Genomic DNA, 13,695 nt, shown 5'->3' on the forward strand with positions numbered 1-13,695 from the left:
GTAAAAGGAAAAAGATATGAATATTCAACAATTGCGTTATGTAGTAGCCATTGCCAACAGCGGAACCTTCCGTGAAGCAGCAGAAAAAATGTATGTCAGCCAGCCCAGTCTATCTATCGCGGTGCGAGATTTGGAAAAGGAGCTAGGATTTAAGATTTTCCGCCGAACGAGTAGCGGAACCTTTCTGACTCGGCGGGGCATGGAATTTTACGAGAGAGCTCAGGAATTGGTCAAAGGCTTCGATGTCTTTCAAAATCAATATGCCAATCCTGAAGAGGAAAAGGATGAATTTTCCATTGCCAGTCAGCATTATGACTTTTTACCACCTTTGATAACAGAGTTTTCTCAGCGCTATCCTGACTACAAGAATTTTCGGATTTTTGAATCGACAACCGTGCAGATTTTGGATGAGGTAGCCCAAGGCCACAGTGAGATTGGGATTATTTATCTCAACAATCAGAATAGCAAAGGCATTATGCAGCGGATTGAAAAGTTAGGTCTGGAAGTCATTGAGCTAATTCCTTTCCAGACCCACATTTATTTGCGGGAAGATCATCCTCTGGCTCAAAAGGAAGAGTTGGTCATGGAGGACTTGGCAGATTTGCCGACGGTTCGCTTCACACAGGAAAAGGATGAGTACCTCTATTATTCAGAGAATTTTGTTGATACCAGTGCTAGCTCCCAGATGTTTAATGTAACGGATCGAGCAACGCTGAATGGGATTTTGGAGCGGACGGATGCTTATGCGACTGGATCTGGCTTTTTGGATAGCAACAGTGTAAATGGAATCACTGTCATCAAACTCCGAGACAATTTAGACAATCACATGGTTTATGTCAAGCGGGAAGACGTGGACTTGAGTCAGGTTGGAGAAGCCTTTGTAGCTGTTATGAAAGAATATTTTGCACAGAAAAGAGAAGTATGAAACGAAAGATTACCATTCCTTTTTTAGTTATTCTTTTGATTGCTCTTGATCAGGCAGTCAAGTATTATATTATTTCCAATTTTTCCTTGGGGCAGGTCAGGAAGTTTATCCCTAAGATTGTCAGTTTGACTTACTTGAGAAATACTGGTGCCGCTTTTTCTATCTTGGAAAATCAGCAGTGGTTTTTCGCCTTGATTACTTGTGCTGTGCTTGGAGCAGCTAGTTGGTATTTGTTTAAACATATTCAGGGCTCAAAATGGTTGCTGACGGGACTAATTCTAATTATTGCTGGTGGTTTGGGCAATTTCATTGATCGGTTCCAGCAAGGATTTGTAGTGGATATGTTCCAGTTGGATTTTGTCAATTTTGCTATTTTTAACGTAGCGGATATGTACTTGACTGTTGGAGTAGCGATTTTATTACTGGTAATGTTGAAGGAAGAAACAAATGGAATTGAAAATTGATGCAGCAGCCGCAGGCCTGCGTTTGGACAAGGCAATGGCGGACTTGACAGAGCTATCCCGTGGTTTAGCCAATGAACAGATAAAAAATGGCCAGATTTTGGTCAATGGAGAGGAAAAAAAAGCCAAGTACGCTGTCAAAGAAGGCGATATTATTTCTTATGAAGTACCTGAGCCAGAGGTGGTTGAGTATGTGGCAGAGGATCTTCCGCTAGAAATCGTTTATCAGGATGAGGATGTTGCAGTCGTCAACAAGCCACAAGGCATGGTGGTTCACCCGTCAGCTGGACATACCAGCGGTACTCTGGTCAATGCTCTCATGTACCACATCAAAGACCTCTCTGGCATCAATGGTGTGCTGCGCCCAGGGATTGTCCATCGGATTGATAAGGATACTTCTGGACTTCTGATGATTGCCAAGAATGACCAGGCCCATTTGGCACTTGCAGATGAGCTCAAGGATAAGAAATCCCTCCGTAAATACTGGGCGATTGTCCATGGAAATCTGCCTAACGAGCGCGGAGTGATTGAAGCGCCGATTGGCCGTAGTGAAAAAGACCGCAAGAAGCAGGCGGTTACAGCCAAGGGGAAACCCGCTCTGACACGTTTCCAAGTTTTGGAACGTTTTGGGGACTATACCTTGGTTGAATTACAGCTGGAGACGGGGCGGACGCATCAAATCCGTGTTCACATGGCTTATATCGGCCATCCAGTCGCTGGAGATGAGGTTTATGGACCACGTAAGACCCTGAAGGGCCATGGTCAATTTCTGCACGCACGAACACTGGGCTTCACCCATCCTCGGACTGGCGAAGTGATGGAATTTACGGCTGAAGCACCAGCTATTTTCCTAGAAACTCTTGAAAAACTCAGAAAAGTCCATGACTAATCGTCTCCGTATTTATGAGACTCTAGATAAATGGAAAATTAAGTCGACTGTCTTGGTTACAGTCGTTTTTATTTTCGACAAATCATGATATAATAAATAGAATACCCTAAAAGGAAGAGAAAAATGAATTTAGAAGATTTGAAAAAACGTCAGGAGAAGATTCGCAATTTCTCCATTATTGCCCACATTGACCATGGGAAATCAACCTTAGCTGACCGGATTTTGGAGGCGACTGAGACGGTTTCCAGCCGGGAAATGCAGGCCCAACTCTTGGATAGCATGGACTTGGAGCGGGAGCGCGGCATCACCATTAAGCTTAATGCTATCGAGCTCAATTATACTGCTAAGGACGGAGAAACCTATATCTTCCACTTGATTGATACACCAGGACACGTGGACTTTACCTATGAGGTGTCACGGTCATTGGCGGCCTGTGAAGGCGCCATTCTGGTTGTGGATGCTGCTCAGGGGATTGAAGCTCAGACTCTTGCTAATGTCTATCTAGCGTTGGACAATGACTTGGAAATCCTGCCAGTTATCAATAAGATTGACCTGCCAGCTGCGGATCCAGAGCGGGTGCGGGCAGAGATTGAAGATGTGATTGGTTTGGATGCTAGCGAAGCCGTATTGGCTTCTGCCAAGGCTGGTATCGGAATTGAAGAAATCCTCGAACAGATAGTAGAAAAAGTCCCAGCACCGACTGGAAATGTTGAAGCACCGCTCAAAGCCTTGATTTTTGACTCAGTCTATGACGCCTATCGTGGGGTAATCCTGCAAGTGCGGGTGATGGACGGTGTGGTCAAGCCGGGCGACACTATTCAGCTCATGAGCAATGGTAAGACCTTTGATGTAACTGAGGTCGGCATCTTTACACCTAAGGCCGTTGGACGTGATTTCTTAGCGACAGGGGATGTTGGTTATATTGCAGCTTCTATCAAGACGGTACAGGATACTCGGGTTGGAGATACAGTGACCTTGGCGAACAATCCAGCATCTGAGCCCCTGGACGGCTACAAGCAGATGAATCCGATGGTATTTGCGGGTCTCTATCCGATTGAGTCCAATAAATACAATGACCTGCGTGAGGCGCTTGAAAAGCTCCAGCTAAACGATGCCAGTCTGCAGTTTGAACCAGAAACATCTCAGGCATTGGGATTTGGATTCCGCTGTGGTTTCTTAGGCTTGCTGCATATGGATGTTATTCAGGAACGCTTGGAGCGGGAGTTTAATATTGATCTGATTATGACGGCGCCGTCTGTTATCTATAAGGTTAATCTGACAGATGGTGAAGCTATTGATGTCTCTAATCCGAGTGAATTTCCGGATCCGACCAAGATTGATTCCATCGAGGAGCCTTATGTCAAGGCGCAGATTATGGTGCCGCAGGAATTTGTCGGAGCGGTGATGGAGTTAGCTCAGCGCAAGCGCGGTGACTTTGTGACCATGGACTATATCGATGATAATCGAGTCAATGTCATCTATCAAATCCCACTTGCTGAAATTGTCTTTGATTTCTTCGACAAGCTCAAGTCCTCTACTCGTGGCTATGCTAGCTTTGACTATGAAATCTCTGAGTATCGCTCATCCAAGCTGGTTAAGATGGATATCCTCCTCAATGGCGACAAGGTTGATGCCCTCAGCTTTATCGTTCACAAGGAATTTGCCTATGAGCGTGGTAAGCTGATTGTAGACAAGCTCAAGAAAATCATTCCTCGTCAGCAGTTTGAAGTACCAATTCAGGCAGCCATTGGACACAAGATTGTGGCTCGTACTGATATCAAGGCCCTTCGTAAAAACGTTCTTGCTAAATGTTACGGTGGTGACGTTTCTCGGAAGCGCAAACTCCTAGAAAAACAAAAAGCTGGTAAAAAACGGATGAAAGCGATCGGATCTGTCGAAGTCCCACAAGAAGCTTTCCTCAGCGTCCTGAGTATGGATGAGGATTAAAGTTGACTTTGAACTCCTGGACTCAGCATTACAAAGAAAAGAAAAAACAGTCGATCTGCTCCTAAAAATAAATAGGGAAGCAATCTTTAAAAGTTCGATGTTATCTATAATGTTTGGATAGTATGGAAATCTAGATAGTTAAGGCTCATGTAGCCTAAAAAGGAGATTTGTTATGGCAAAAAAACATTTTCTTAGTTTCTTGACAGTTCTGATTGGTCTGTCTCTGGCTTCTTGTGGCCTTATTAAAAATTATAGTAATCGGAAATCGCCAACTTCTACCAGTACATCTAGTCAAGTTTCCCAGAAAGATAGCAGCAAATCTGATAAAGCTAGTGACAAAGATGTTTCCACTACGACCAAAACCAAACGCATTGGCTCGGCTGACTATGGTTATATCGATATTCCAAGTAATTGGATTAAGTTCACCGACTTAGATGGTGGCGACAGCGTTCAGTTCACGGATGGCTCAGCTTATAATATCGTTACCATGAATGGCTATACTAGAGAAAAAGCTCATGTCCAAGATGGGGAAACTTTCAATGCTGAGTTAATTGCCCAGCGACTAGCCTATAGTTGGAATGATAATAAAGATGTAGAAAAAATGTGGGGAGCAAAATCCACTGTTTCTGGCAATGAAGCTTTCCAACTGAATGTAATTATGAAATCAGGGCAGCTAGTTGTTTCTTGGGTTTTCCAAAAAGACGACAAAGTATATTTGATCTCTTTTGAAGGCGACCAAAAAACTCTGGCTTCTGTCATCTCATACATAGAGGAAACATGGAGCCTTGATGAAAAAAGGCCTAGCTAACAATATTTAAAACTAAGAAAATGAGGTCTACCTGAAAGTAGGTCTCATTTTTTTGAGATTTATGATATAATGCTAACGAAAATTAACTGATTAGAAAGTAATTTATGACCCAAGAAATCGACCTTGAAAAGTACCATCAGCTAGCTTTGCAGAAGCAGAAAGAGCATCGAAAATTTTTAGCCAGTCTCAAGAAAAAGCCACCAAAAAATCTCGATAAGATTGCCCAGCAGATTCATGATGAGGTCTTTGAGGAGATTGACTGTACAGCCTGTGCCAATTGCTGTAAGACTCTGGGTCCAGACTTTAAGGAAGCCGATATTGTACGTATTGCCAAGTATTTCAAGATGAAGCTGCCGGCTTTTGAAGAGGAATTTCTGCAGGTAGACGAAGACGGCGACAAGGTCTTCAAGGCCATGCCTTGTCCTTTTTTAGGTGGAGACAATCTTTGCTCGATCTACGATGTCCGTCCCAAGGCCTGCCGCGAGTTCCCTCATACAGACCGCAAGAAGATTCATCAGATTAACCATCTGACAATCAAAAATACCCTGACCTGCCCAGCAGCCTATCTCTTTGTGGAGAAGCTACGGGATAGGTTGTAACATCCCCCTCTAAATCTTGTACAAAAATTCTAGGGCGGAAGTATCTGAAATCTGTTAGACTATAGTCAAGAGGTGAAAAAGAATATGATGCATCAATTCAATCGAACCATGGAATATCTGGAAAGTAAGTTGGACGCAGAAGTGGATTTACAGCAATTTCAGCAGCTATCGGGCTATTCTTATGCTCTCTTTAGCAGGCTCTTTTCTATTCTAGCAGATATGACTTTAGCAGAATACTTACGCAACCGCAGGCTGTCAGAAGCTGTGACGGACTTGCGGGAAAGCTCTGAGAAAGTCATTGACATAGCGATGAAATACGGCTATGAGTCTGCGGATGCCTTTAGCGCAGCCTTTAAGAAATTCCATGGTACGACTCCCTCAGAAGTTCGAAATGGAAAACCTTATCGGGTCTTTCCTCGACTTCAGTTATCCATAAAGATTACAGGAGGAAAGAACATGGATATCAAGATTCAAAAGAAACCTGCTTTTACCGTGGCAGGCGTCCTATTGGAAGCTATTGACAATAGCCAGTGCCCATCTGCATGGGAGCAGCTTTATGCAAATCACAGCTTTGAAAGTCTAGAGAGTCTGGGTAGTGGCCAATCTTTTGGCGTCTGCTCGGATGTCAAAGAAGGCGAAATCATCAACTATATGGCTGCCTATGATGTGACGGATAAAGCCAAAGCAGAAGAACTAGGTCTGTCAATCAAGGAAATCGCAGAAGCTGAATATGCTATCGTACCAGTCAAGGGGGCTATACCAGCCAGCATCCACCATGCTTGGAAATACGTCTTAGAAGTCTTTTTCCCAGAAACAGGTTATCGCCACTCAGGAGCACCAGATTTTGAAGTTTACAGCGAGGGTGATATGTCCTCCCCAGACTATCAAATGGAACTCTGGATACCGGTGGTGAAGTAGATTATAAATCAGCCGTTTATTTTTGAGCGGCTGGTTTTTTTGTGGCTTATGGTATAATAGAGTATAAATATATTTTAGATTAATAGGATACAAAGATGAATAAGCAACAATTAGCTGCAAAAATTTGGGAATCAGCCAATGAAATGCGTTCTAAAATAGAAGCCAACGAATATAAAGATTATATTTTAGGGTTTATGTTTTACAAGTTTTTATCAGATAAAGAAGAACAATTCCTTTCTCAAGAAGGATATGGTGATGATTTATCAGATTTATCAGAGTCTGATGAAGAAACTGTAAAATATATACAAGAAAAAATTGGTTATTTTATCAGTTATGATAATCTCTTTTCTACTTGGATTAAAAAAGGGGTTGATTTCGATGTATCGAATGTTCGAGATGCCTTGTCAGCATTTAATCGATTAATTGGTAAAGGGCATAAACATGTTTTTGATGGTGTCTTTGATACTCTCCAAACTGGCCTAAGTAAGCTTGGAGAATCATCTGCTTCTCAGACAAAAGCTATTAGCAGACTTCTTACATTAATTAAGTCAATTCCCATGGAAGGGAGAAGAGACTATGATGTTTTGGGCTTCATTTACGAATATCTGATTAGCATGTTTGCAGCAAATGCTGGTAAAAAGGCAGGGGAGTTTTATACCCCTCACGAAGTCTCTGTACTAATCTCTGAAATTGTGGCCCATCATCTCCATGATAAAGATGAGATTAAAATTTATGATCCGACTAGTGGATCGGGCTCTTTGCTCATCAACATCGGGCAATCTGCTTCAAAATTTATCCAAGGGGAAAATAAAATCCAATATTATGCCCAAGAATTAAAGAGCAACACCTACAATTTGACACGTATGAATTTGATTATGCGAGGGATTTTGCCATCCAATATTATCACTCGAAACGGGGATACCTTGGAGGATGACTGGCCTTATTTTAATGAAAACGATCCTGTTAATACTTATAATCCACTCTACGTTGATGCTGTTGTTTCAAATCCACCTTATTCGCAGAAATGGGATTCTGAACATAAAGAAGATGATCCCCGCTACTTTGGTTTTGGTTTAGCTCCTCGAACCAAAGCAGATTATGCATTTTTGCTTCATGATTTATACCATTTAAAGCCGGATGGCATTATGGCTATTGTTCTTCCTCATGGCGTTCTTTTTCGAGGGGGCGAAGAAAGAAAAATTCGTATGAATTTAATCGAAAAAAATAAGATTGATGCAATTATTGGTCTGCCTTCAAATATCTTTTTTGGTACAGGGATTCCTACGATTATTATGGTGCTAAAACAGCATAGAGATAGAGATGATATCTTGATTGTAGATGCCTCTAAAGGCTTTGTAAAAGTTGGGAAAAACAACCAACTTCGTGCTTCTGATATTAAGAAGATTGTTGATATCGTGAATAATCGTGAAACGATAGAGGGATATTCTCGTCTGGTATCAAAAGAAGAGCTTCGCCAGCAAGACTATAACCTTAATATCCCACGTTATGTTGATTCATCTGAACCTCAGGAATCTTGGGATATTTATGCTTCTATGTATGGGGGAATTCCTAAATCAGAACTGGCCAAATTAGATCCTTTTTGGTGCGCTTTCCCTAGTTTATTCTCTGACCTTTTTGAAGATGATGGATCTCCTTATGTCGAGCTTAAAAGTCCAGACTTAAAACAAGTGATTTTAAATAATGAGGATATAAAAAAATTCTTATCCGATTATCATCAGAGCTTTGAATCATTTTCTGCATACCTATATGATTATTTGGTAGTTCAGGCTTTATCTGTTTCTTTACCCCAGGCTGAGTCTGTGATTAGTCAGCAGCTATTCAAGAATTTATATGACTATCCCATAGTTGATCCTTACACTGCCTATCAACTTTTAGACGATGGATGGCAGGAAATTTCTCAGGATTTGGAGATGATTCAGACTGAAGGTTTTCAAACTGTTAAACGCGTGGATCCAAATATTGTCATGAAGAAAAAGAAGGGAAAAGAACCAGAAGAACAACAGGAAGGTTGGATAGGTCGAATACTACCTTTTGAGTTGGTTCAGGAAGTCCACCTTACAGAAGAATTGGAACAGATAAAAGCGCAAAAAGCTAGGTTGCAGGATATTAAGGATACATATGTTCAATTAATTGATAATCTTTCTGAAGAAGAAAAAGAACTTCAGATTTTAAATGACGAGCAAGATGGTTTTATCACTAAGGAAGTCAATCTGTTGCTGGAGGATATTTATGCCGAAGTGGATAGCTTGGAGATTTCGACTTTAAGAACTTATCTCGATCTGTTAGATAGGAAAGCTAAGAAAGCAGAAAAAATGGATTTTATAGCTGCTCACCCTGAAGTATCCTGGTCATCAATGGAGACATTAAAAGACAAAACTTACGGAGTAGTTAGTGTGAGAAGCTATATCCTGTGGTTGCAACGTCAAACAGTTTTTGAAGAAGGAAGCTTTGAGGCTACTTTACAGAATGTCATTGAACTTCAAGACGAAGAAAAGCAACTAGCTACTATAGTTAAGGAAGCAGAGAAAGAGCTTCATTTGAAAACGAAGCAAGTTATTGAAAGCTTGTCAGATGAGGAAGCCAATGAACTGCTTGAGAAGAAATGGATTGTTCCAATCGTTGAGGAGTTGAATCAATTACCAGATGTCTTATTTACTCAGCTGATAAAACATGTCACAGGAGTAGTTGATAAATACTCGGAAACTTTTGAAGATGTCAACAAGGAGCTAGCAGCTGTCGAGCAAAGTCTCTCTGATATGATTGACCAGTTGGAAGGGTCAGAATTTGATATGAAAGGATTGAGGGAGTTTCAAAATCTCCTAAATAGAAAATAAGATGACGGAAGAAAGAAAAGCACCATCTATTCGTTTCAAAAAATTTTCAGGTCAAAATGCGGAAGCTTGGGAACAGCGGAAGTTGGGGGAGGTCGTGGAAGTTAATAGTGGAAAAGATTATAAACATCTGTCTACGGGTACGATCCCTGTCTATGGTACAGGTGGGTACATGCTTTCTGTTTCAGAATCACTCTCAGATGTTGATGGCATCGGTATTGGTAGAAAAGGAACGATAGATAAACCATATATTTTAAAAGCACCATTTTGGACTGTTGATACTTTATTTTACTGTATACCAAAAGATGCTAATAATCTTTATTTTGTTTATTCTGTTTTTAATAATGTTACTTGGAAAAATCTTGATGAATCGACAGGGGTTCCATCTTTGTCAAAAATTGCTATCAATAATATTCAATCCTTTTTCCCCACCCCTCCTGAACAAAGGGCCATCGGTTCCTTCTTCCAAGAGCTGAATCATCTCATTACCCTTCAACAACGTAAGCTAGAAAAAAGCCGTCGTATCAAAAAGGCCATGCTACAAAAGATGTTTCCAGAGAATAAACAAACTGTTCCGGCTATTCGTTTCAAAGAATTTTCAGGTCAAAATGCGGAAGCTTGGGAACAGCGGAAGTTGGAGGAGTGCACAGAAATATCTGCTGGTGGAGATATTGATAAATCTAAATTATTGAATAAGGGTAAATATCCGGTGATTGCCAATGCTCTTACAAATGATGGAATTATTGGGTATTATAATGATAGCTATAGAATAGAGGCTCCTGCAGTTACAGTAACAGGCAGAGGTAATGTTGGAGTAGCAAAAGCTCGTAACGTAAGTTTTACTCCTGTTGTGCGTCTTTTATCATTAAAATCAGAATATGATGTTATTTTTTTAGAGAATGCTATAAATATCCAAAATATTGTAATTGAATCAACGGGAGTTCCCCAGTTAACTGTTCCCCAGCTAGGTAGTTATAAGATTTTCTTCCCCACCCCTCCCGAGCAAAGGGATATTGGCAGCTTCTTCCAAGATCTGGACAAGTTCATTGCCCTTCAACAGCGTAGACTGGACAAACTGCTGAATTTGAAAAAAGCTTTACTTGAGCAAATGATGATGTAAAGGAGTTACAGATGACTGTTTTTAGCAAAGAAGCTGATTTTGAACAGGCCTTGATAGAGGTACTTTTTACCAAGGGCTGGGAAAAAGAAGTCCTCTACTACCCCACAGAGCAGGATCTGATTGAGAATTGGGCTAAGATCCTCTTTGATAACAACCGTGAACGTGACCGTCTCAATGACCAGCCTTTAACAGACGGTGAAATGGCTCAGATTTTAGAGCAGATTGAAAATCTCCGAACACCACTAAAACTGAACGGTTTTATTAACGGAGGTTCTGTCTCAGTCAAAAGAGACAATCCAGCAGATCCTGAGCATTTCGGAAAAGAGATCAGTCTCAAAATCTATAACCGTAAGGAGATTGCTGCAGGTTCAAGTCGCTATCAGATTGCAAGACAACCTCAATTTCCAACAAAATCTCCCATTCTCCATGATAGACGAGGCGATTTGATGCTTTTGATTAATGGCATGCCAGTCTTTCACTTAGAGCTAAAACGCAGTGGTGTTCCAGTCAGCCAGGCTACAGTACAAATCGAAAAGTATGCCAGAGAAGGGATTTTCACAGGGCTCTTCTCTTTGATTCAAATCTTTGTGGCCATGGAGCCGAATGAAACTGTCTACTTTGCCAATCCAGGACCGGATGGACGTTTTAATCCAGATTATTATTTCCATTGGGAAGATTTTAATAATGAGTTAATCAACAACTGGAAAGATATTGCTGTTTATCTTTTGTCAATCCCGATGGCGCATCAGCTAATCGGTTATTACACTATAGCTGACCAGTCGGATGGAATTTTAAAAGTTTTACGTAGCTACCAATACTATGCAGTTGCAGCAATTTCTGACCGGGTAGCTAAAAATAAGTGGGCTGATCGCAATCAGCTTGGTGGTTTTATTTGGCATACAACAGGATCTGGCAAGACCATGACTAGTTTTAAAGCTGCCCAGCTAATTGCTAACTCAAAAGATGCAGATAAAGTAATATTTTTATTGGATAGAATTGAACTAGGTACTCAGTCTATAAAAGAATATCGAGGTTTTGCAGAGGAGAGAGAATCAGTTCAAGAAACAAAAAATACCACTATGCTCAAGACTCGCTTGAAAAGTAAGTCTCCCGAAAATACTTTGATTGTTACCTCCATTCAAAAAATGAGTAATATCAAAGAGGAGGACGGGCTGACCGATGCAGAGCTGGAAGAGATGAGAAAGAATAGGATTGTATTTATCATCGATGAGGCTCATCGCTCTACTTTTGGCGAGATGATGATTACCATTAAAGAGACCTTTCCTCAAGCTCTGTTCTTCGGTTTTACTGGTACGCCTATTAAAAAGGAAAATGAGCGAAAAAAGAATACAACAACTTCGATTTTTGGTCAAGAATTACATCATTACACCATCGCGGATGGAATTCGCGATAAAAATGTTTTAGGTTTTGATCCTTATAAAGTCTTAATCTATAAGGATCGTGAAATCAGAGAAAAAGTAGCCCTAGATCAGGCGAACGCTTCTAGTGTAGAAGAAGCAGTTAGTAAGCCAGAAAAGAGTAAAGTCTACTATCACTTTATGGATGGTTCAAAAGTCAAGATGGCAGGCTTTATGAATAGAAAAGAGAAGTACATCAAAGGAATTGAAGACTACATACCAAAAAATCAATATCTAACACCTGACTATCAGAAAGCTGTTGCGAAGGACATCTGTGATAATTGGCTAACCTTGAGTCGTAACGGAAAATTCCATGCTATTTTTGCAACTAGCAGTATCCAAGAAGCTATTTCTTATTATCGATTGCTGAAAGCAATAAAGCCTGAGTTAAGAGTAACAGCGTTATTTGATCCAAATGTTGATAATAATGACGACTTTGATTTTAAAGAAGATGCTCTTGTAGAGATTCTAACGGATTATGAGAAACAGTATGGTCAACTTTACACTTTGGCATCTCATGATCGTTTCAAAAAGGATGTTTCTAATCGTTTGGCGCATAAACACCAGCATAAATGGATTGAAAGAGAGCCAGAAAAGCAATTAGACTTACTTATCGTTGTAAATCAAATGTTAACAGGTTTTGATTCTAAATGGGTTAATACTCTTTATGTAGACCAGTTGATGAAGGATGAACTGATTATCCAAGCATTTTCTCGAACCAATAGGATTTTTGGAGAGGATAAACCATTTGGTACCATCCGCTATTATCGTAAGCCTCACACTATGGAACGGAATATTGAAGACGCAGTTCAGCTTTATTCAGGCGACAGTCCTGTAGAGCTTTTTGTCAATAAGTTAGATCAGAATTTAGTAATGCTAAATGCTCTTTTTTATCAGATTCGAGAAATTTTTGAAAATTCCGGTGTAGAAAATTTTGAGAAACTTCCTGCTGAGAGAAGTGAAAAAGCAAAATTTGCTAAACTATTTAATTCGTTTAACGATTATCTTGAAGCAGCTCGGATTCAAGGCTTTAAATGGTCTAAATTACACTACGAAATTTCAAAAGGTGCTGGAAAGAAAAAATCAGTAGTGGATGTAGTATGCGATGAGACGACGTATAACATTTTAGTTATTCGCTATAAGGAACTGATGAGTAATGGTGGTGGAGGCAAAGGTCCAGGTGATGTACCATTTGATTTGTCAACCTCTATACTTGAAATAGATACTGGAATGATTGATGCTGATTATATGAATTCTCGTTTCCAAAAGTATATTAAAGCTTTAGGAACGGAGGAATCTGAAAGTCTTTTGAATGAACTGCACAAAACCTTTGCAACCCTGACACAGGAAGAGCAAAAAATTGCAAATTTAATCTTACACGATATTCAAAATGGGGAGATAGAGGTAGATAGTACACTAACACTTCGTGACTACATTAATGACTATCAGGTTCAAATTCATTATGATCGAATTAAACGTTTAAGCGATACCTTTGGTCTTGATGAAGAACTGTTAAGACAAATGATGTCTATGAAGTTGACTGAAACAACATTAAATGAATTTGGTCGTTTTGATCTTTTAAAAAATTCTGTTGATAAACAGAAAGCTAAGTCATATTTTGAAAATATAACTGGAAATACACTGACAACGTTTAAGATAAATGTTAAAACATCAGATTTACTAAAGCGGTTCATTCTTGAAGGTGGTTTTGAAGTCTGAATAATTTGCTTTCATCCTGATATTCTTAATTCAATTATT

The 13,695-nt window shown here is 40.1% G+C and carries 10 protein-coding genes; all 10 read left to right on the forward strand.

Annotation, left to right across the window (positions count from 1 at the left end):
• Positions 1-16 precede the first annotated feature (16 nt).
• Positions 17-925, forward strand: a complete 909-nt coding sequence (locus D8791_RS07250) for a LysR family transcriptional regulator (RefSeq protein WP_125447016.1) — start codon at positions 17-19, stop codon at positions 923-925.
• Positions 922-1,389, forward strand: coding sequence for a signal peptidase II (gene lspA / locus D8791_RS07255; protein ID WP_125447018.1), 468 nt, complete (start codon positions 922-924; stop codon positions 1,387-1,389). The genes D8791_RS07250 and lspA overlap by 4 nt, the downstream gene beginning before the upstream one ends.
• On the forward strand, positions 1,373-2,275 hold the full coding sequence (locus tag D8791_RS07260; protein ID WP_125447020.1) for an RluA family pseudouridine synthase: 903 nt from the start codon (positions 1,373-1,375) through the stop codon (positions 2,273-2,275). Before lspA ends, D8791_RS07260 begins: the two co-directional genes overlap by 17 nt.
• 123 nt (positions 2,276-2,398) lie before the next feature.
• Complete coding sequence (lepA, locus tag D8791_RS07265) at positions 2,399-4,222, forward strand: translation elongation factor 4 (RefSeq protein WP_125447022.1); 1,824 nt, start codon at positions 2,399-2,401, stop codon at positions 4,220-4,222.
• Positions 4,223-4,394: 172 nt separating this feature from the next.
• Entirely contained in the window at positions 4,395-5,030 is a 636-nt protein-coding gene (locus D8791_RS07270) for a hypothetical protein (protein ID WP_125447024.1), read from the forward strand.
• Between the two features lie 104 nt (positions 5,031-5,134).
• Positions 5,135-5,629 carry a YkgJ family cysteine cluster protein gene (locus D8791_RS07275; protein WP_002904626.1) on the forward strand — a complete coding sequence of 165 codons (495 nt, stop codon included), beginning with the start codon at positions 5,135-5,137 and terminating at the stop codon, positions 5,627-5,629.
• An 84-nt stretch (positions 5,630-5,713) separates the two neighbouring features.
• On the forward strand, positions 5,714-6,547 hold the full coding sequence (locus D8791_RS07280; protein ID WP_125447026.1) for an AraC family transcriptional regulator: 834 nt from the start codon (positions 5,714-5,716) through the stop codon (positions 6,545-6,547).
• Between the two features lie 95 nt (positions 6,548-6,642).
• A complete protein-coding gene (locus D8791_RS07285) occupies positions 6,643-9,402 on the forward strand; it encodes a type I restriction-modification system subunit M (protein WP_125447028.1) in 2,760 nt (919 codons plus the stop codon).
• Between the two features lies 1 nt (position 9,403).
• On the forward strand, positions 9,404-10,519 hold the full coding sequence (locus D8791_RS10655) for a restriction endonuclease subunit S (protein ID WP_125447030.1): 1,116 nt from the start codon (positions 9,404-9,406) through the stop codon (positions 10,517-10,519).
• An 11-nt stretch (positions 10,520-10,530) separates the two neighbouring features.
• The gene (locus tag D8791_RS07295; protein ID WP_125447031.1) at positions 10,531-13,656 is read left to right on the forward strand and encodes a type I restriction endonuclease subunit R, EcoR124 family; all 3,126 of its coding nucleotides are present in this window, start codon (positions 10,531-10,533) and stop codon (positions 13,654-13,656) included.
• Positions 13,657-13,695 lie beyond the last annotated feature (39 nt).

The sequence above is a fragment of the Streptococcus cristatus genome, assembly GCF_003943515.1.
Classification (GTDB): Bacteria; Bacillota; Bacilli; order Lactobacillales; family Streptococcaceae; genus Streptococcus; species Streptococcus cristatus_D.